This window comes from Ectothiorhodospira sp. PHS-1, assembly GCF_000225005.1.
Classification (GTDB): Bacteria; Pseudomonadota; Gammaproteobacteria; order Ectothiorhodospirales; family Ectothiorhodospiraceae; genus Ectothiorhodospira.
Window position 1 is genome coordinate 1 of the sequence record NZ_AGBG01000009.1, and the last position, 20271, is coordinate 20271.

The window sequence follows — 20271 nt, forward strand, 5'->3', positions numbered from 1 at the left end:
TATTCCCCATCCGGCATCCAGCACGGACTTTGCCATGCGGGTTTTAGCCAGACTGAAACTGCTCACGTTACCGACGAAGATCGCACCATGCCGTTCCACCAGCATGCTGCTGAATTTATGGATGGCGTCCTTGCGCCGGTGTTTGATTTTTGCGTGGATGGCCTTGATCCGTTTTTTCTTTCCGGCCCGTTGCGCAATGCCCAACTCTCTTTCCAAAGTTCGATAGGGCTGGGTGGCCGATAAACGCCCGCCATCCGAGCAGGTGGCCACATCCTTGAGCCCAAGATCAATGCCCACCGCACTGCAACCTTCCGATCTCTCCTGAGCAGCAACCCCCACCTGCACATTAAAGTACCAACGGCCTCGGGCATCCTGGGAAAAACTCCCCGCACGGAATTTAAAGTTTTCAAGCCCGTAGCTGTCCCATACCCCAAAACTTTCCCCGACAAAACGCACCTTGCCGCCTTCAAACCGCGCGGCACGGGACTTGAACGGAATCCAGCCCAGACTGCGACGAGGGCCACCGGACACCCGCCAGCGCAGTTTGCTTTTTTTGAACTGTTTTCGAGACTTGCCGTGGACCGCGATCACTTCCTGGATCGTGGCCGAACCAATCAGCCATCCACGGGCCTTGTTGATCCCGGCCAATGCTTTCTGGATGTCAAAGGGGTGCAACCACACTCCCTGAATCCAGCCCACCTCGGGCACGGGAACATGCCAAGCCTCATAGGCCATTTCATTGGCCAGATTCCAAACCTGATTGACCTCGAACCCCATGCGATCAAGCACCTTGGCGTGCCGGTCTTTCACCCGCACGCTCAGGGTCTTGATGATGGTTTTGGCGGCATCAGTCAACTCAAGGTCTCCAGAGCCTACTTCGCAATGAAAAATACTATAACAAAAGCCGCCTTCGGCGAGCGCTATCCCTCCCCACGGCTAAAGCCGGGGGCTTCTCGCGCATCACGGTGATCCATTTCCTGTTTCAGGTCAGGTTTGCCACGCGCCCCCGAGCATTCCGCTCAGGGTAGGCACGGACGGGACCGGGACAGGCTTGCCGAGGATGAGGGGTCACCTCACGGCCGTTCATCCAGTTCTGCCCCTTCCTTCTTCACCGGCAGCATGACGTTGCGATCCACGCCCATCACCAGGGCCACGGCCGCCGCCACGTAAATGGATGAGTAGGTGCCCACCACGATGCCGATGATCAGGGCCAGGGCAAAGTTCTGGATCACGGCGCCGCCCAGCAGGTACAGCGCCAGCAGCACCAGCAGGGTGGTCACGCCGGTGATGATGGTACGGGCCAGGGTCTCGTTCACGGAGAGGTTCATCACCTGCTCCGCCCCCTGCTTGCGCAGCTTGCGGAAGTTCTCGCGGATGCGGTCATAGACCACGATGGTGTCGTTGAGTGAATAACCGATCACCGCCAGCACCGCCGCCAGCACCGAGAGATCGAATTCCAGCCAGAACAGGGAGAAGATCCCCAGGGTGATGATGACGTCGTGGACCAGGGCGGTGACCGCCCCCACCGAAAAACGCCATTCAAAGCGCAGGGCCACGTAGATCAGAATCCCGATGAGGGCGTAGATCATCGCCAGACCGCCCTGCTCCCGCAGCTCCTCGCCCACCTGGGGGCCGACGAACTCCACCCGGCGCAGCTCCACGCCCGCCGGACCGCCGCCTCGCAACACGTCCAGGACCTCCTCGGACAGTTCCGCGGTGTTCTCGCCCTCGCGGGGCGCGAGCCGGATCAGCACGTCACGGGAGGTGCCGAAGTACTGCACCGTGGCCCGGCCGAAGCCGCCCGTCTCCAGCTGACTGCGGACTTGCTCCAACTCCACCACCTCCGGATACCCCACCTCGATGAGGGTACCGCCGGTGAAGTCGATGCCGAAGTTCAGGCCGCGAAAGCCCAGCAGCAGCAGGGAAGCGACGATGAGCACCAGCGAGACCGCCAGGGCGATACGGCGCTGCCCCAGAAAATCGATATTGGCCTTGGCAAAGTTGAGCTTCATGGTCGTCCCCGGGTCAGATGGCCAGCGTCTTGAGGCGACGCTGACGTCCGTAGGTCAGGTTGATGATGGCGCGCGTCACCACGATGGCCGTGAACATGGACACCAGGATGCCGATGGACAGGGTGACCGCGAAGCCCTTGATGGGACCGGTGCCGAACATGAACAGCACCAGGGCCGCGATCAGGGTGGTGATGTTGGCATCGGCAATGGTCGAGAAGGCGCGGTCATAGCCGGCCTTGATCGCCGCCTGGGGTGAATTGCCGTTGCGCAACTCCTCCCGTATGCGTTCGAAGATGAGTACGTTGGCGTCCACCGCCATGCCCACCGTGAGCACGATGCCGGCAATCCCCGGCAGGGTGAGCGTGGCCTGGAGCATGGACAGGATGGCCACGATCAGGATCAGGTTCAGGGTCAGGGCCACGTTGGCCACCAGGCCGAACACCCGGTAGTACAGGGCCATGAAAATCAGCACCAGGACAAAGCCGATGGCCACCGAGTTGAACCCCCGCTCGATGTTGTCGCGACCCAGGCTCGGGCCGACGGTGCGTTCCTCGACGATGCTCATGGGCGCGGCCAGGGCACCGGCACGCAGCAACAGGGCGAGGTTGCGGGCCTCGCGGGTGCTTTCAAGCCCGGTGATCTGGAAACGGCGGCCCAGCTGTTCCTGAATGCGGGCCACGTTGATGACCTCTTCCGTGCGGATGGTGCGCCGGACCAGTTCACCGTCCTCTTCCACCGTCTCGGTGCTGGTCTCGATGAAGACCACGCCCATCAGGCGGCCTACGTTCTCACCGGTGACCCGGCTGAAGATGCGGGCACCCTGGGCATCCAGGTTGATGAACACCGCCGGGCTGCCGCTGTCCTGGGCGATGCCGGAAGAGGCATCATTGATGAAGTCGCCGGTGAGCATCACCTGGCGCTGCAACAGCACCGGGGTGCCGTCACGTTCGAAATAGAGCCGGGAGTTGGCCGGGGAGCGTCCGGTTTCAGCCGCGGTGAAGGGGTCGTTGCTCTCGTCCACCAGACGGAATTCCAGGGTGGCGGTGGCACCCAGGATTTCCTTGGCCCGGGCGGTGTCCTGCACGCCGGGCAACTGGACCACGATGCGGTCCTCGCCCTGCTGCTGGATCACCGGTTCCGCCACGCCCAGTTCGTCCACCCGGTTGCGCAGGGTGGTGATGTTCTGCTGCAGGGCCAGGCGCCGCTGGGCCGACAGATAGTCGGAGGTCACGGTACCGCTGAGACGGAACACCTCGCCGGACTGGGTGGTACGGAAGTCCAGATCCCCCCGGTATTCCCGCCGCAGTACCCGCAGGGCCTCGTCACGGCTGTCGGCATCGGCAAAGCGGGCATGCACGCCGTCGGCATCCCGCTCCACGCTCAGGTAGCGGATGCGGGCATCCCGCAACTGGGTGCGGAATTCGCTGGTGTAGCGCTCATAGATGTTGTCGGCCACCGCATCCATGTCCACTTCCATCAGGAAATGGACCCCCCCCCGCAGGTCCAGACCCAGGGACATGGGGCGGGCGTTGATGGCGCGCAGCCAGCCGGGGGTGGCGGGGGCCAGGTTCAGCCCCACCACATGGTTCCCCGGCAGGGCCGTGCGCAGGATGTCCGCCGCCAACAGCTGGTCATCGGCGCTGTTGAAGCGCAGCATGAACTGGGCCCCGTCGAACTCCGTGGACTTCACGTCCACGCCCCGCCCTTCCAGCACGGCCTGGATTTGCAGTCGGGTGTCTGCGTCCACTACGTCCGTGGCGGAATTGGCCACCTGTACCACCGGATCCTCCGGATACAGGTTGGGGAGCGAGTAGATCACGCCCACCAGCATGACGACCACGATCAGGACATACTTCCAGTAGGGGTATTGGTTCATGACGGGACCAGATGGGGACTGATGAAATGATAAGGTCGGATCAGATGTCCTTGATCGAACCCTTGGGCATCACGGTGGCCACGGCCTGGCGCTGGACGTTGACCACGACGCCTTCGGAGACTTCCACCTTGATGAAGTTTTCGGTCACCTGGGTGATCTTGCCCACCAGGCCGCCGTTGGTGACGATCTCGTCGCCCTTGTTCAGGCCGTCCACCATGGCCTTGTGTTCCTTGGCGCGCTTGCTCTGGGGGCGGATGATGAGGAAGTACATGATCGCGAAGAAGATCACGATCATGATCAGGAATTCGATGAAACCACCGCCGGCGGGCTGCCCGGTCTGGGCGTAGGCATCGGAAATGAAGAAGTTCATGGGCGGGACTCCTTGAATTGAATGGATAATCGGTAGGGTTGGGGATGCTTGAAGGGCGCCATTATGTCACAGACCGTGGGGTTTGCGCGCGCCGCTCATGGAAGGCACGGGCCCACGTCTCCAGGGTGCCGGCGGCGATGGCCTGGCGCATCTCCCGCATCAGGGTCTGGTAGTAGTGCAGGTTGTGGAGGGTGGCCAGACGGCTGGCTAGGATCTCGTTGCACTTGTCCAGATGCTTCAGATAGGCCCGGGAATAGTGGCGACAGGTATAGCAGTCGCATTCCGGATCGATGGGCTGGGTGTCGTCCCGGAACCGGGCATTGCGAATCCGCATCACCCCGTCATGGGTATAGAGAAAACCATTGCGGGCATTGCGGGTGGGGATGACGCAATCGAACATGTCCACCCCCCGGCGCACCGCTTCGACGATATCCTCCGGCTTGCCCACCCCCATCAGATAGCGGGGCCGATCCACCGGCATCAGCGGGGTGAGCCCGTCCAGCACCCGGTTGCGCTCCGCTTCCGGCTCGCCCACCGACAGCCCGCCAATGGCGTAGCCGTCAAAGCCGATCTGCATCAATCCTTCCAGGGAGCGGCGCCGAAGGTCGGCGTACATGCCGCCCTGGACGATGCCGAACAGGGCCGACGGATTGTCGCCGTGGGCCACCCGGGAACGGGCCGCCCAGCGCAGGGACAATTCCATGGAGTGGCGGGCCTGGTCCTCGGTGGCGGGATAGGGCGTGCACTCATCGAAGATCATGACGATGTCCGAACCCAGCGCCCGCTGGACTTCCATGGAGCGCTCGGGGGTGAGCAGGATCTTCGAGCCGTCCACCGGCGAGGCAAAACGCACCCCCTCTTCCGTGATCTTGCGCAGCTTGGCCAGGGAAAATACCTGGAACCCGCCGGAATCCGTCAGGATCGGCCGCTCCCAGTGCATGAAGTCGTGCAGATCCCCATGGGCCCGGATCACTTCGGTACCGGGCCGGAGCATGAGATGGAAGGTGTTGCCCAGGATGATCTGGGCACCCAGACCCTCCAGTTCCTCGGGGGTCATGGCCTTGACCGTGCCGTAGGTGCCCACGGGCATGAAGGCCGGTGTATCCACCACGCCACGGTCGAAGATCAGGCGCCCGCGGCGCGCAGCCCCGTCCCGGGCCATCAATTCAAACTGCATGTATCAAGGTTCCGTTGGTTCAAGGGGCCGGCGGGTCATGAACATGGCGTCGCCGTAACTGAAAAACCGGTAACGCTCGCGCACCGCGTGCCGGTAGGCCGCGAGCACCTGATCCCGGCCGGCAAAGGCACTCACCAGCATCAGCAGGGTGGATTCGGGCAGATGGAAATTGGTCACCAGGGCGTCCACCACCCGATAATCGTAACCGGGCACGATGAACAAACGGGTATCACCCTCGAACGGCGCCAGCGCGCCACCCCGGGCGGCGCTTTCCAGGCTGCGCACGCTGGTGGTGCCCACCGCCACCACCCTGCCACCCCGGGCCTTGCAGGCCGCCACCTGATCACAGGTCCGTGCCGATACCTGTACCCATTCGGCGTGCATCACATGTTCCCGGATGTCCTGCACCCGTACCGGCTGGAAGGTGCCCGCCCCCACATGCAGGGTCACGGAAGCCGTTTCGACCCCGCGGGCGCGAATCCGTTCCAACAGGGCTTCATCGAAATGCAGGCCGGCCGTGGGCGCGGCCACGGCCCCGGGGCTGCGGGCAAACACGGTCTGGTAGCGCCGGCGGTCGTCCTGGGTATCGGGACGATCTATATAAGGTGGTAACGGCATGTGACCATGGCGCTCCAGCACCTCCAGCACCGGATCGGTGAAGCGCAGCCGGAACAGGTCACCCTCCCGGCCCAGTACCTGGGCCTCGGCCGCCTCTTCCAGCCACAGCCAGACGCCGGCGCCGGGGGATTTGCTGGCGCGCAGATGGGCCAGCACCTGATGCCGGTCCTCCAGCCGCTCCACCAGCACTTCCACCCGTCCGCCGGAGTCACGCTTGCGGCCGTGCAGGCGCGCGGGGATCACGCGGGTGTCATTGAATACCAGCAGATCGCCGGGCCGCAGCAGGTCCGGCAGGTCCCGGACATGCCGGTCGGCCAGCGCGCCGGAGGCGCCGTCCAGGTGCAGCAACCGGGAGGCGCTGCGCTCCGGCAATGGCGCCTGGGCGATCAGCTCGGGGGGGAGATCAAAGGTAAAGTCACTGACTTGCATGGCGCGCGATGGTATCAGGAACCGTGGGGGGGGGCCATCGACATGAGAGGGACCTGATCGGTCGGTACCAAAATACTATTGGCGAAGACCATGCCGGATCGTTATAATGCTCAATCCCCACCTTGCCGGGATGGCGGAACTGGTAGACGCGCCGGACTCAAAATCCGGTTCTGGAAACAGAGTGCGAGTTCGATTCTCGCTCCCGGCACCATGAGAAACCCAAAAGGTCTGCGTGGCAGTACGGTGCCTGACAACAGGACACCCATGCCACCTCCGGCCTTTCAAGCGGCCACCGCCACGAGGAGCGCGGATGTCCGCTTCATCACGACATCCATCCCCATCCGCTTTTCGCGTTTCGCAGGTATTCCCTTGAATCAAGTACAGACCAATTCGGCCGATTTCCGTGCCCTGGGCCTCATTGAGCCCGTTCTGACCGCCCTGAACGAGGCCGGTTATGAAGTCCCCACCCCCATCCAGGCCCAGAGCATCCCGCCGCTGCTCGCCGGACAGGACCTGCTGGGCCAGGCCCAGACCGGTACCGGCAAGACCGCGGCATTCGCCCTGCCCCTGCTCTCGCGCCTGGACCTGAGCCGCAAGGACACGCAGATCCTGGTGCTGGCCCCCACCCGCGAGTTGGCCATCCAGGTGGCCGAGGCGTTCCAGACCTATGCCCGGCATCTGCCCGACTTCCATGTCGTGCCCATTTACGGTGGCCAGTCCTACAGCGTGCAGCTGCGTCAGTTGCGTCGGGGCGCCCAGGTGGTGGTGGGCACCCCCGGCCGGGTCATGGACCACATGCGCCGGGGCACCCTGAATCTGGAGGGTCTGACCGCCCTGGTGCTGGACGAAGCCGACGAGATGCTGCGCATGGGCTTCATCGACGATGTGGAATGGGTGCTGGAACAGACCCCCCAGAGCTGCCAGCTGGCCCTGTTCTCCGCCACCATGCCCGACGTGATCCGTCGGGTGGCGCGCAAGCACCTGAAATCGCCCCATGAAGTGCGCATCGCCGCCACCACCACCACCGCCAATACCATTCGCCAGCGTTACTGGCGGGTCAGCGGCCTGCACAAGCTGGACGCCCTCACCCGCCTGCTGGAACACGAGGACTTCGAGGCCATGATGGTGTTCGTGCGGACCAAGACCGAGACGGTGGAGATCGCTGAAAAGCTCACCGCCCGGGGTTACGCCGCCGAGGCCCTGAACGGGGACATCCCCCAGAAGCTGCGGGAGCGCACCGTGGATCGGCTCAAGCGTGCCCAGCTGGATATCGTGGTGGCCACGGACGTGGCCGCCCGCGGCCTGGATGTGGAACGCATCAGTCACGTGGTCAATTACGACATCCCCCACGATACCGAGTCCTATGTCCATCGCATCGGTCGAACCGGCCGCGCCGGTCGCAAGGGCGAGGCCATCCTGTTCGTGGCACCCCGGGAGCAGCGCATGCTGCAGGCCATCGAACGGGCCACCCGCCAGCCCATCGAACCCATGCACATGCCCTCCGCCCGGGACGTGAACGAGCGTCGCATCGAGCGCTTCAAGCAGACCATCACCGACACCCTGGTGGGCGAGGATCTGTCCTTCTTCCAGAATCTGGTGGCCGAATACGTTCAGGAACATGATGCCGACCCCCGGGAAGTGGCCTCCGCCCTGGCCCACATGGCCCAGGGTGACTCCCCCTTCCTGCTGGACGAGCGCTCAAACCCTGCCCCTCGCGCCATGGACGCGGAGCGGGAGCGAGCCCCCATGGCGCGGGAACGCGGCCCCAGGGAACGGGATGCCGGACCGCGTCGCGCCCCCAGGGGTGCCGGGCGCGGCGGGGAAGATACCGGCATGCAGAGCTATCGGGTCAATGTGGGCCAGGTCCACGGCCTCAAGCCCGGCAACCTGGTGGGCGCCATCGCCAACGAGGCGGGGCTGGACAACCAGCACATCGGCCGCATCAACATCGGCCCTGAGTCTTCCACCGTGGACCTGCCGGCCGACCTGCCCCGGGAGCTGCTGCAACATCTGAAGCAGGTCTGGGTGTGCGGACAGCGGCTGAACCTGGCGCCCGCCGACGGCCGGGAAGAGGTCGGCGGCTTCGGCGGCGGCTTCCGTGACCGTCGCGGTCCCGGTGGTCCCGGCGGCAAGCCGCCCCGCGGCGCAGGCCCGAGAAAGCCCGGCGGACGTCCCGGCAAGCCCGGCATGGACCGCCCCGGCATGGACCGCCCCGGCATGGACCGCCCCGGCAAGCCCCGCCGTCGCGGCATGTAAGCACCGGATCCGGCTCCGGCCGGACCGACCAAGGCCCGGTTCCGCCTGATCAGCGGACCGGGCTTTTTTATTGCCCGCATTCATCAATGACGCTTACTTTTCTGATAAAAAAAATCTTGTTGCAGTTTTCTACACAAGGTTTATAAGGCGTCGTAAATCACAACAACCTTGGAGATATGACAGCATGGCAAGGGCCCCCGATTCCCTTCTGGCGGATGATGAGGACGACAGCGTTGACTGGAAGGAATCCGATAGCTCCGCACGCCTGTCGGCGCGCCGCTCCCTGGAGCTGCTTCTGGAGCGCAGGGCCCTGAAGCGTCAGCTGGAAGATGCCTTCGACGAGAATGGTTCGGGTCTGCAAGACCTGGACTGGTAAGTAGTTTGCTAATTGATCAAGGCTCGGGAAGCCCGTCCGGCGCCATCTGCAGGACCAGGGACACGCGGCGATTCTGTGCCCTGCCCTGAGGGGTGTCGTTATCCGCCACCGGCTGCGTGTCGGCGAACCCCGTTGCCTGCAGGCGCTCGGGCGCCACGCCTTCACTGATCAGCTGACGCACCACCACCGTGGCCCGGGCCACGGACAGCTCCCAGTTGGAAGGGAAGCGGTCGGTGGCGATGGGCACATTGTCCGTATGGCCCTCCACGGTCACCCGCGCCACCTCGGGCCCGAAGATGGGGGCCAGACGGCCGAGCAGCGCCACCCCCTCTCCCAGCAACTCCGCCCGACCACTGGCAAACAGGATACCTTCGCGCATCCGCAGCTCCACCTGACCCGGCGTGGTCAGCACTTCCACATCCTCCAGGCCACCGCTCTCGGCCAGGGATTCGGTCAGATCCCTGGCCAGGCGCTCTGCCTTGCCGGGGGAAGGGGCCGGAGGGATGGCCTCCACAATGGGAGGCACGATGGTTTCCTGACGGGGATACCCCAGTTCCACCGCCAGGGAGTCCACCAGCTTGAGGTGGCTTTCCGCGTCCACGGTGGTATAGGCCAACAGGATCACGAACAGCACCAGCACCAAGGTCAGCAGATCCACATAGATCAGCAGCCAGGCGTGATCGTCGTCCCGTTCGCCCAAGGGCTCCGCAAGGGCACTCCGCGACCAGGGCGGTGGAAAATGGGGCGCGGCCTCCAGTTCATCCTTGAGCAGCTGCCGCCGCAGATCCTGATCTTCGCTGTCGCCCTCGTCCCCAACCGAATCAACGGGGGCGTGAGGCGCCGGCCTTCGGGGAGGCAGGGTCACGACGTTCCTCCTTCATCCTCAGATCGTCCTGATGGTGGGCCATGAAGGACTTGAGGGTCTCCCGGATATAGGCCGGGGAACGCCCCTTGCGCATCAGGGTGACCCCTTCAAGCACCATGTTCATCAGGATGATGCGCTCTTCCGTGCGTCGTTCCAGCTTGATGGCTATGGGCTTGAAGACCAGATTGGCCAGGATCAGTCCGTAGAAGGTAGTGATGAGGGCCACCCCCAGATTCACCGCAATCACCGTAAAGTCGTTGGTATCGGTGGCCAGCAGCATGTTGATCAGGCCGATCAGGGTACCCAGCATGCCGAAGGCGGGGGCATACATGGCCATGGTGCGGAAGATCTGGGCCTCGGCATGCTCGCGCCGCCGCAGCTGGCTCATGCGCCATTGCAGGAGGTCGTTGATGTCTTCCATGGGAGTGCCGTCGATGACCAACTGCACCCCGGTGCGCAGGAACGGGTTGCGAATCCCGTCGAGCCGGTTGTCCACCGCCGCCAGCTTGCCGCTGAACCAGAGTCTGGACACCTCGACGATCTCTTCCATGTCCTCGCGGAAGAAATAGCGCTCATTACGCAGCACCAGCAGGAAGACCCGGAACACCCGCACCACTTCATGCAGGGGATAACTGAGCAGGGTGGCGGCGATGGTGCCGCCCACCACGATGCCCAGACCGGGCAGATTGAGGAACACCCCCAGATCCTGGGAGGTGAAGGCGATCACACTGGCCAGCAGCACTACACCGCCGATCATGCCCAGCAAGGTGGAAGGGTTCATGGGATCGAGTGTAATGCGGAGCAACGGTGAAACACCAGAAGGATCACCCGCCGCCCTCCAGCAGCGCCATGAGTCCGGCCTCGTCCAGGACGTCAACCCCGAGTCCGCGCGCCTTTTCCAGCTTGGACCCGGCGGCCTCGCCCGCAATCACGGCGGTGGTCTTGCGGGAGACACTGCCGGACACCCTGGCGCCCAGCGCTCGCAGGCGATCGGCCGCCTCCTCCCGGGTCAGGCTGCTCAGGGTGCCGGTCAGCACATAGGTGCGACCGGCCAGGGGCAGGTCATCGGCATTGCGGGGTGCCTGTTCCTCCCAGTGCACTCCCGCCTCCCGCAGTTGCCGGATCACTTCCCGGTTATGGGGCTGACGAAAGAAGGTGGCCACGTGGGCCGCCACCTTGGGACCCACGTCCGGGACCACCATCAGGGCCGCTTCGTCTGCCTGCATCAGGGCATCCAGACCACCGAAGTGGGCAGCCAGGGCCCGTGCCGTGGATTCGCCGACCTCGCGGATACCCAGGGCGAAGATGAAGCGATCCAGACGGGTGTGCCGACTGCGTTCCAGGGCCTGAACAAGATTGGCCGCGGACTTCTCTCCCATACGCTCCAGGGCCGCCAGAGCGGGTGTCTGCAGGCGGTAGAGATCATCCACATGCTCCACCAGTCCCCGTTCCACCAGCTGTTCGATGAGCCGCTCACCCAGGCCCTCGATATCCATGGCCCGGCGGGAGGCGAAATGGCGGATGGCCTCCCGTCGCTGGGCGGCGCAGTACAGCCCCCCGGAGCAGCGGGACACCGCCTCCCCTTCGGGACGCTCAATGGTCGAACCGCAGACCGGACATTGCTCGGGCATGACGATGGGGCGGGCATCCATCGGCCGATCCGCCGCCACCACGGCCACCACCTCGGGGATCACGTCACCGGCCCGGCGGACGATGACCCGGTCGCCGATGTGCACATCCTTGCGCCGGATCTCGTCCATGTTGTGCAAGGTGGCATTGCTGACGGTAACGCCGCCCACGAACACCGGCTCCAGGCGGGCCACCGGCGTGATGGCGCCGGTGCGTCCCACCTGGAATTCCACCTCCCTCAGCCAGGTCATCTGTTCCTGGGCGGGATACTTGTGGGCGATGGCCCAGCGCGGAGCGCGGGAGACAAACCCAAGGGCCCGCTGCAGATAAAACCGGTTCACCTTGTACACCACGCCGTCGATCTCGTAGGGCAGCGTGTCCCGCAACTCACCGATGCGCCGGTAATAGGCCAGACAACCCTCCCCGCCCGCGACCACATCCCGCTCGGGACAGACCCGCAGCCCCCAGTCCGCTAGGCGATCCAGGGTATCCCCGTGGTTGTCGGGCATCTCGGCGCCTTCCACATGCCCGACGCCGTAGGCGAAAAAGCTCAGGGGACGCCGGGCGGTGATCTCCGGGTCCAGCTGGCGCAGGCTGCCGGCGGCGGCGTTGCGGGGGTTGACGAAGACCTTTTCCCCCCGTTCCCGGGCCTGGGCATTGAGGGCCTCGAAGCGGGCCTTCTCCATGTAGACCTCGCCACGGACTTCCAGGCGCCGGGGATGACCGCTCCCCCGCAGGCGCAAGGGAATGGCGCGCAGGGTACGGATATTGACGGTGACATCCTCGCCGGTGGTGCCGTCTCCCCGGGTCGCGCCCCGCACCAGCAGACCGTCTTCATAGATGAGGCTGACCGCCAGACCGTCCAGCTTGGGTTCGACGGCGTATTCCACCGGGGTGTCGTCGTCCCATTCCAGCCGTTCCCGCACCCGGCGGTCGAAGGCCAGCACGTCGGCCTCCTCGAAGGCGTTGTCCAGGGACAGCATGGGCAGCAGGTGGACCGCTTCGGGAAAGGCTTCCAGGCGGGTCCCGCCCACCCGCTGGGTGGGGGAGTCGGGGGTGACCAGCGCCGGATACCCGGCTTCCAGGTCGCGCAGCTCCCGCAGCAGCGCATCATAGGCCGCGTCCGGTATCTCGGGGTCATCCAGGACGTAGTAGCGGTGATCGTGACGGGCAATCAGGGCGCGCAGAGCTTGCGCCCTGTCGCGGACGGTGTCGGGAATGGAGGCAGACATGGGCAGTGAGGTCCGTTATCGCCCCGCCGATCCCAGGCCCGCGCGCAACTGCCAGCGGCGGATGTCCTCGCGGATATGTTCGCTGCCCTGACGGGTCAGGACGCTGCGGGAGGCGTCCAGCACCTGCCCCTTGAGACGCTCCGCCAAGCCCTCGGCGCAGTGGTACATGGCATCGAAACTCTCCACCGCGTCGCAGGGTCCCGGCAGCTGCAGGAACAGGGTCACCCCCGGGGTGGTGAATTCATCCAGGAACTGGGGATCGAACGTCCCCGGGTTGAGCATGTTGGCCAGGCTGAAGACCGGCAACTGGCGCCGGCCGTCCGTCACCAGGTAGTGATAGATGTTCATGTCGCCGAACTCCATCCCCTCCGCAGTCAGGGCGGTGGCCAGGTCCACGCCGAGGAAACGGTCGTCCTCGCTGGCGACCACATGCAGCACCACCAGCTTTTCCCGGGGCACCTCCGGTTTCACGGGGCGCTCGGCCGGCGCCGCCGGGGCAGACGCCGGCGGCGGCTCCATGGCCTCGATGGGTTCCACGGGCTCGACCGAAGACGTCGCCGAGCCCGCCGATCCGGCCTTCGAGGTCTCCCGGACCGGTCGACGCGCCTCCGGCGCCCCGCCCAGGCCGGGGATCTTCGGCAACCGCCCCAGCAGACCGGAGCCGGATGCCTTGCCGGCGGACCGGGCGGTCTTTTCCTGTCGGGTCTGCGCGGTGGACGCGGCCTTCTTCACGGTCATGGCCACGGGTCGGTCCCGGACCTCGTCCGCCACCAGATCCCCCAGGCCGTCCAGTTCATCTCCCGCGCGAGGCGGTTCCTGGAAGCCGTCATCGGCCCGGATGTGCACATGCTCTAGTTCATCCGGCTCCAGCTTTTCCCGGGGCAACTCACGCCGTCGCCTGGGCGCCCGCATGCGGCCGGCCAGGTAGATGCCGACAAGAATCATGATCCCCAGTATCAACAGAATCCAGCGCAACGTATCCATCTCCCGGGTCCTTCTTGGTTGTGTCTTCAGGCAGTGGCCATCTGGGCGGCTTCTTCCACGTCCACGGTCACCAGACGGGAAACCCCCGGTTCCCGCATGGTCACGCCCACCAGTTGATCGGCCAACTCCATGGTTGTCTTGTTGTGGGTGATGAAGATGAACTGTACCCGTTCCGACATCTCCCGTACCAATGCGCAAAAACGCCCCACGTTGGCTTCATCCAGAGGGGCGTCCACCTCGTCCAGCATACAGAACGGCGCCGGGTTAAGCTCGAAGATGGCGAACACCAGGGCCACGGCCGTGAGCGCCTTTTCGCCACCGGACATGAGGTGAATGGTGGACAGACGCTTGCCCGGCGGACGGGCCATCACCGCGATCCCGGTGGACAGCAGATCATCCCCGGTCATCTCCAGATGGGCCTGCCCGCCGCCGAACAGGCGGGGGAACATCTCCTGCAGCCGTCCGTTCACCCGCTCAAAGGTATCGCGAAAACGGCTCCGGGTCTCCCGGTCGATGCGCTGAATGGCATTTTCCAGGGTCTCCAGGGCCTGCATCAGGTCATTGTACTGGGCATCCAGGTAGGTCTTGCGCTCGTTCTGGGCCTTGTACTCATCAATGGCCGCCAGGTTGATGGGGCCAAGGCGCGCAATCCGCTGCCCCAGATCGTCCACCTGACGTTGCCGATCCGCCACCGTGGCCGCCGGGTCCAGGTCCTCAAGCAACGGGGCCAGGGTGAAACCGGTGTCCTGCAGCTGCTCCAGAACCGTCTGTCTGCGCACCTTAATCTCCTGCCAAGCCATGCGCAATTCATCCAGACGGTCGCGCAGGGTTTCCGCCTCCCGCTCGGTCCCCAGGCGCTGCTGGTCCTTGTCCCGCATCCCGGCCTCCAGGGCCTGGACCCCGGCACGGGCCTGGCTCAGGGCATGTTCCACGTCCATGCGGTCCTCCACCAGGGTGGCCAGGGTGTCTTCCAACTCACCGATGGGAGCCTCGGCATCGTCCAGGGCGGTCTGCAGGTCTTCCAGACGCGCCTGCAGCTGACCGGATTGGCCCCGCAGGCGCTCCAGGGCCTGACGGGTGGCATCCCGGGCGGCCCGCAGGGTCTGCAGCTTCAGGGCCATGCGATGCACCGCCTCCCGGCGGGCCTGGGCCTCGGTCCGGATCATGTCCAGGTCACGGCGCAGGCCATCCCGGTCCTGCTCCAGGGACTCCCGTTCCCGGGCCAGCACCTCCATCCGGGTAACGGCCTCATTGCGGCGACGGGTGGCCTGCTGCAGGGCTTCCTGTTCCTGCAGGCGCTGGGCACGCACCTCGGTGATCTCACCTTCCACCCGCTGCATGCGGGTCTCCACCTGCTCCAGGCGGGTGCGGCGGTTGCTGAGCTGGGCATCCAGCTCACTGGCGGCCCGGTGGGCCTGGTTCAGTTCCACCTGGGCCTGGTCACGCCCGGCCTCCAGCTCGCGCAGGCCTTCACGCCCCTCTTCCAGATCCTGCTGCCGGCTCTCCAGCGTCTCCTGCAGGGCCTGCATCTCTTCCCTGAGCTGGCGCAGTTCCCGGTCCCTGCCGATCAGACCCGCATGTTCGTCCCGGTCCCGGGCCACTCTGAGCCAGCGCCGTCCCAGCCAGATCCCCTCCGGGGTGATCACGGATTCCCCGGGGCCCAGGCGAGGGCGCAGGGCCAGGGCGGTCGCAAGGTCCGCGGCGACATGGACATCCGCCAGCAGGTCGAGCAGCGGAACGGGGCCGCGCACCCGGTCCGCCAGTCGGTCTGGGGCCGGGGCATCGTCGGCGCCGGTGATATCGTCGGTTTCCCAGGCCAGCAGATCCCCCTGTTCCAGGGAGGCGCAGACCTGGGCCACCGGGTCCAGGGCCGGCACGCAGATCGCTTCCAGGAACTGGCCCAGCACCGTCTCCACCGCCTTTTCCCAGCCGGGCGTCACGTCCAGCCCTTCTCCCAGACGGGGGGCATCCGCCAGTCCCTGCCGCTTGAGCCAGCCCATCACCGAGGCGGTCTGCTTGCCCAGAGCCGCCTGCTGCAGGGCTTCCAGGGAGGCCAGACGACCGCCCAGAGACTGGATGCGACGGCGCAGTTCATCCACCTGGCCTTGATGCAGACGGGTCTGTTCCCGGTTGTCATGAATCCGGTCGCGGGCCGACTGCAGCGCCTCGTCCAGGGTTTCCACCCGGGCATGGGCCAGCACGGACTGGTCTTCCAGGGTCTGGATCTCGGCGCGCAGGGCATCGGTGGACAGGGTTCCCTGCTCCTGGGTGAGACGGGACAGGCGCTCATCCACGGCGTGAATCTGACGTTCCAGTTGTTCCATGCGGGTCCGCTCCACCTGGGCCGCCTGGCTGGGTTCAGCCGCCCGCCGGTTGAAGTCTTCCCAGCGGCCCTGCCAGGCCCCCATGGCCTGCTCCGCCTGCAACAACCGTTCACCCATCTCTTCCAGAGCCTCGCTGCCCACGTCATGCTCCGGCTCCAGGGATTCCAGTTCGGTCAGCACTTCCACCAGGCGGGCTTCGTCATCCTGGATGTGGCGCCGGGTCTGGGCCAGGCCGTCCCGCACCTGCTCAAGCTCACGGGACTGCCGTTCCCGCAGTTCCCGGTGATGCTGGATGGACTGCTCGGTGCGGGAGATTTCGCTGCCCAGGCGGTAATAGCGGCCCTGGACTTCATTGAAGGTCTCGTTGGCATCCACCAGGGCCTCCCGGTCCTGCTCCAGCCCGGCTTCCAGCTGCCGCTGCCGGGCCACCGTGGCCTCCAGGCGGGTTTCCTGCGCCCGCAGTTCCTGCTCCCGGTGCCCGGACTCCGTTTCCAGATCCCTGAGTCGCAGGGCCATCAGTTCCGCCTTGAGACGGCGCTCTTCGTCCCGCCAGGCCTTGTAGCGCTCGGCCACGTCCGCCTGGCGTTGCAGGTGGCGCAGCTGCTTGTCCACCTCGTCGCGCAGATCCTGCAGGCGTTCGAGATTCTCGCGGGTATGGCGGATGCGGGTTTCGGTTTCCCGTCGCCGTTCCTTGTACTTCGAGATGCCTGCGGCCTCTTCCAGGTAGACCCGCAACTCTTCCGGCCGGGCCTCGATGATGCGGGAGATCATCCCCTGCTCGATGATGGCGTAGCTGCGGGGCCCCAGTCCGGTGCCCAGGAAGATGTCGGTGATGTCCCGCCGCCGGCAGCGGGTGCCGTTGAGAAAATACTGGGACTGGCCGTCCCGCGAGACGCGGCGCCTGATGGAGATCTCGGCGTACTGGGCGTACTGCCCCCCCAGCACCCCCTGGCTGTTGTCGAACACCAGTTCGATGGAGGCCTGGCCGACGGGCTGACGGGTGGAGGAGCCGTTGAAAATGACGTCGTCCATGGAGTCGCCGCGCAGATAGCGGGCGGAGGACTCCCCCATCACCCATCGCACGGCATCGATGGTATTGGACTTGCCGCAGCCGTTCGGCCCCACGATGCCCACCCGGTTGCTGGGCAGCAGGATGGTGGTGGGATCGACGAAGGATTTAAAGCCGGCCAGTTTGATCTTGCTCAGTCGCATCGAGAGGCGATTATTCCCAGTACGGTAGACGGGTTCCGGCACATTGGTGCAAAGGCGTAGAATATCAGGCTGTACCCACCACTGATGACCGGATATCGAACAGCATGTCGAGCCAGCCTAGCAAGACCCTGGAAACCTTTGAAAATCCAAAAAAGGATCGGGATTATACCATTCGCATCCGGGTGCCGGAGTTCACCTGCCTCTGCCCCAAGACCGGCCAGCCGGACTTTGCCGAGCTGCGACTGGAATACGTGCCTGATGAGCGGTGCGTAGAACTCAAGTCTCTGAAGATGTATGTGTGGTCATTCAGGGATGAAGGCGCCTTTCACGAGGCGGTGACCAACCGCATCCTCGGCGACCTAGTGGCGGCCACGGCGCCCCGCTTCATGCGTCTGACAGCGGAATTCAACGTACGTGGTGGTGTGTATACCACCGTGACGGCCGAGCACCGTGCCCCCGACTGGCAGCCGCCGCTGGAAGTGAAGCTGCCCTGACAGCCGGGTGCCCCGGTTGACCTGAGTCCGTCATTCCCGCACAAGCGGGAGTCCAGTGTGTGCAGCCCCCCCTGGGCTCCCGCTTTCGCGGGAGTGACGGCAGAGGGGGCATCGGCACTTCCCTACCGGAAGCGATTCATGGCGTCCTTGAAGGCCTTCGACATGTGCTCCCAGGCCGACTCCATGCCTTCGCGCATGTGCTCCCAGGCATCCTCGCTGGCATCCTGCAACTCGTGCATCTTTTCGCGGGCCTTGTCCCGCTGCTCCCGCATGGCCGCGAGCTGTTCCTCGTACTGGATCTTCATGTCCGCCTGGGCGGCCTGGGCCTTGGCCTCCAGCTTGTGGATCTCGGCGTTCCACTCATCCAGTCTGGCCTTGAGCTTTTCGATGTGAGCTTCGCGTTGACTCATGGTGACCTCCTTGATTCATTGATCGACGGCACAAGCGTTGCTTCACCGTCCCATGAGTCTAGACCATAGGCAGGGCGGCCGATCCGGGCCTACTTCACAGACTGCTGCAGCTGGCTCTGCCAGAGTCCGGCATAGACCCCCTGCCGGGCCAGGAGGGCATCATGGGTGCCCTGCTCCACCACCTGCCCCTGATCCAGCACGATGATGTGATCCGCATCCTGGATGGTGGAGAGCCGATGGGCGATGGCCAGGGTGGTGCGCGCCCGGGCAATCTCCTTCAAGGCCCCCATGATGGCCTGCTCCGAATGGGAATCCAGGGATGAAGTGGCCTCGTCAAGGATCAGGATGGGCGGGTCCTTGAGGATCACCCGGGCAATGGCGATGCGCTGTTTCTCACCGCCGGAGAGCTTGAGTCCCCGCTCCCCCACCACGGTGTCATACCCCTGGGGCAGGCGGGCAATGAAGTCTTCCAGATGGGCCAGACGGGCGGCCCGCCGCACGGCGGCTTCCGTGGCGCCGGGGCAGCCGTAGGCGATGTTGTAACGGATGCTGTCGTTGAACAGCACCGTATCCTGGGGCACCACGCCGATGGCCGCCCGCAGGCTGTCCTGGGTCACGTCCCGGATATCCTGCCCATGGATGCAGATACTGCCCTGATCCACATCGTAAAACCGGAACAGCAGCCGGGCCAGGGTGGACTTGCCGGCACCGCTGGCGCCGACGATGGCTACCTTATGCCCGGCGGGCACATGAAAGCTCACCCGATTCAGGATCCGCCGATCCGGACCATAGCCGAAACAGACGTCCGTGAACCGGATCTCTCCGCCATCGGCCACCAGCGCGCCCGCCCCGGGGCGATCCACTACCTTGGGCGGCTTGTCCATGAGACCGAACAGACGCTCGATGTTGATCAGGGATTCGCGGATCTCACGGTACACAAAGCCCAGGAAGTTCAGAGGGATGAACAGCTGGATCATGTAGGCGTTGACCATCACCAGATCCCCCACCGTCATCTCCCCGGCGGCCACCCGTGAGGACGCCATGATCATCATGACCGTGATGCCGCCGGCAATGATCAGGGCCTGGCCGGAGTTGAGCGCCGCCAGGGACAGGCGATTCTTCATCCGCGCCGACTCCCAGGCCTCCAGATCCGCGTCATAGCGACGGGCCTCGAAGGCCTCGTTGCCGAAGTATTTCACCGTTTCGTAGTTGAGCAGGCTGTCCACGGCGCGGGTGTTGGATCGGTTGTCCATCTGGTTGGCCTCACGCACGAAGCGGTTGCGCCATTCGGTCACGAAGATGGAAAAGATCACGTAGATGCCCACCGACAGCACCATGGTCACGGCAAAACCCGGACTCAGGATGAGCATCAGGATCACCGCCACCATGGCGATCTCCAACAGGGTGGGGATGATGTTGAAGACGGTGAAGCGCAGCAGGAAGCTGATGCCGGTGGTGCCCCGCTCGATGTCGCGGGTCAGGCCGCCGGTCCGCCGGGACAGGTGAAATCCCAGGTCCATCCGGTGCAGATGCTCGAATACTCGCAGGGAAACCCGCCGCATGGCCCGCTCCGCCACCCGGGCAAAGACGGCATCCCGCAACTCGCCGAAGAACACCGAGCCGAACCGCAGCAGGCCGTAGGCCAGCAGCAACCCCAGGGGAATGGCCACCAGGGCCGCCTCCACCGAGGGATCGAAGTGGTCCACGATGTACTTGAGGGCCACCGGTATCGCTACGTTGGCCAGCTTGGCCAGGGTGAGAAAGACCACGGCCAGAGCCACCCGCCCCCGAAATTCCATCAGGTAGGGCAGCAAGCTGCGCAGGATGCGCCAGTTGATAGGTTGATCGGAGTAGGCGTAGTCGGAGCGATGTCTCACAGGATTTCCGGCAAGAGGGCAAAGCCTCCGTTATACCCAATGAGATCGATCAAGGAAATATTCCAAAATGCCCGGCCTGCTGTTGTTTTGCGCACTGTAACTGAATAATCTCTTGTGGATCAGCCCTCTC

At 64.8% G+C, this 20271-nt stretch carries 16 protein-coding genes and 1 tRNA gene; 4 read left to right on the forward strand and 13 right to left on the reverse strand.

Going from position 1 to position 20271, the window contains the following annotated elements; translation table 11 throughout:
* The 6 genes from ECTPHS_RS05430 to queA form a co-directional block, all read right to left on the reverse strand.
* On the reverse strand, positions 1 to 855 hold an 855-nt coding region (locus ECTPHS_RS05430), incomplete at its 3' end, for an RNA-guided endonuclease TnpB family protein (protein WP_008931691.1).
* A gap of 218 nt (positions 856 to 1073) precedes the next feature.
* Positions 1074 to 2012 carry a protein translocase subunit SecF gene (gene secF / locus ECTPHS_RS05435; protein ID WP_008931692.1) on the reverse strand — a complete coding sequence of 313 codons (939 nt, stop codon included), beginning with the start codon at positions 2010 to 2012 and terminating at the stop codon, positions 1074 to 1076.
* Positions 2013 to 2025: 13 nt separating this feature from the next.
* Positions 2026 to 3888 (reverse strand): protein translocase subunit SecD, encoded by a 1863-nt coding sequence (gene secD, locus ECTPHS_RS05440; protein ID WP_008931693.1) that lies wholly within the window; start codon positions 3886 to 3888, stop codon positions 2026 to 2028.
* A gap of 40 nt (positions 3889 to 3928) precedes the next feature.
* Entirely contained in the window at positions 3929 to 4258 is a 330-nt protein-coding gene (gene yajC / locus ECTPHS_RS05445; protein ID WP_008931694.1) for a preprotein translocase subunit YajC, read from the reverse strand.
* Between the two features lie 61 nt (positions 4259 to 4319).
* Entirely contained in the window at positions 4320 to 5435 is a 1116-nt protein-coding gene (gene tgt / locus ECTPHS_RS05450) for a tRNA guanosine(34) transglycosylase Tgt (protein ID WP_008931695.1), read from the reverse strand.
* A gap of 3 nt (positions 5436 to 5438) precedes the next feature.
* Positions 5439 to 6482 carry a tRNA preQ1(34) S-adenosylmethionine ribosyltransferase-isomerase QueA gene (gene queA / locus ECTPHS_RS05455; protein ID WP_008931696.1) on the reverse strand — a complete coding sequence of 348 codons (1044 nt, stop codon included), beginning with the start codon at positions 6480 to 6482 and terminating at the stop codon, positions 5439 to 5441.
* Positions 6483 to 6606: 124 nt separating this feature from the next.
* Here queA and ECTPHS_RS05460 point away from each other — a divergent pair.
* From ECTPHS_RS05460 to ECTPHS_RS05470, 3 genes are all read left to right on the forward strand, one after another.
* Positions 6607 to 6693 (forward strand) — tRNA-Leu (locus ECTPHS_RS05460).
* Positions 6694 to 6851: 158 nt separating this feature from the next.
* The gene (locus tag ECTPHS_RS05465; RefSeq protein WP_008931697.1) at positions 6852 to 8738 is read left to right on the forward strand and encodes a DEAD/DEAH box helicase; all 1887 of its coding nucleotides are present in this window, start codon (positions 6852 to 6854) and stop codon (positions 8736 to 8738) included.
* 184 nt (positions 8739 to 8922) lie between these two features.
* Positions 8923 to 9114, forward strand: coding sequence for a PA3496 family putative envelope integrity protein (locus ECTPHS_RS05470; RefSeq protein ID WP_008931698.1), 192 nt, complete (start codon positions 8923 to 8925; stop codon positions 9112 to 9114).
* Positions 9115 to 9130: 16 nt separating this feature from the next.
* On the opposite strand, the gene ECTPHS_RS05475 is transcribed toward ECTPHS_RS05470, so the two are convergent.
* Genes ECTPHS_RS05475 through smc form a run of 5 tightly spaced genes read right to left on the reverse strand, consistent with a single transcriptional unit; the run spans position 9131 to position 17360 of the window.
* The gene (locus tag ECTPHS_RS05475) at positions 9131 to 9979 is read right to left on the reverse strand and encodes an OmpA family protein (protein ID WP_008931699.1); all 849 of its coding nucleotides are present in this window, start codon (positions 9977 to 9979) and stop codon (positions 9131 to 9133) included.
* On the reverse strand, positions 9936 to 10760 hold the full coding sequence (locus tag ECTPHS_RS05480; RefSeq protein ID WP_040405249.1) for a motility protein A: 825 nt from the start codon (positions 10758 to 10760) through the stop codon (positions 9936 to 9938). The genes ECTPHS_RS05475 and ECTPHS_RS05480 overlap by 44 nt, the downstream gene beginning before the upstream one ends.
* 43 nt (positions 10761 to 10803) lie before the next feature.
* The gene (gene ligA / locus ECTPHS_RS05485; protein WP_008931701.1) at positions 10804 to 12840 is read right to left on the reverse strand and encodes an NAD-dependent DNA ligase LigA; all 2037 of its coding nucleotides are present in this window, start codon (positions 12838 to 12840) and stop codon (positions 10804 to 10806) included.
* Positions 12841 to 12855: 15 nt separating this feature from the next.
* The gene (gene zipA, locus ECTPHS_RS13930; RefSeq protein ID WP_008931702.1) at positions 12856 to 13824 is read right to left on the reverse strand and encodes a cell division protein ZipA; all 969 of its coding nucleotides are present in this window, start codon (positions 13822 to 13824) and stop codon (positions 12856 to 12858) included.
* Between the two features lie 26 nt (positions 13825 to 13850).
* Entirely contained in the window at positions 13851 to 17360 is a 3510-nt protein-coding gene (smc, locus tag ECTPHS_RS05500; RefSeq protein WP_008931703.1) for a chromosome segregation protein SMC, read from the reverse strand.
* A 104-nt stretch (positions 17361 to 17464) separates the two neighbouring features.
* Here smc and queF point away from each other — a divergent pair, with 104 nt between their 5' ends.
* A complete protein-coding gene (queF, locus tag ECTPHS_RS05505; RefSeq protein WP_008931704.1) occupies positions 17465 to 17854 on the forward strand; it encodes a preQ(1) synthase in 390 nt (129 codons plus the stop codon).
* A 122-nt stretch (positions 17855 to 17976) separates the two neighbouring features.
* On the opposite strand, the gene ECTPHS_RS05510 is transcribed toward queF, so the two are convergent.
* Positions 17977 to 18264 (reverse strand): hypothetical protein, encoded by a 288-nt coding sequence (locus tag ECTPHS_RS05510; protein ID WP_008931705.1) that lies wholly within the window; start codon positions 18262 to 18264, stop codon positions 17977 to 17979.
* An 89-nt stretch (positions 18265 to 18353) separates the two neighbouring features.
* Positions 18354 to 20141, reverse strand: coding sequence for an ABC transporter ATP-binding protein/permease (locus tag ECTPHS_RS05515; RefSeq protein ID WP_008931706.1), 1788 nt, complete (start codon positions 20139 to 20141; stop codon positions 18354 to 18356).
* Between the last annotated feature and the right edge of the window lie 130 nt (positions 20142 to 20271).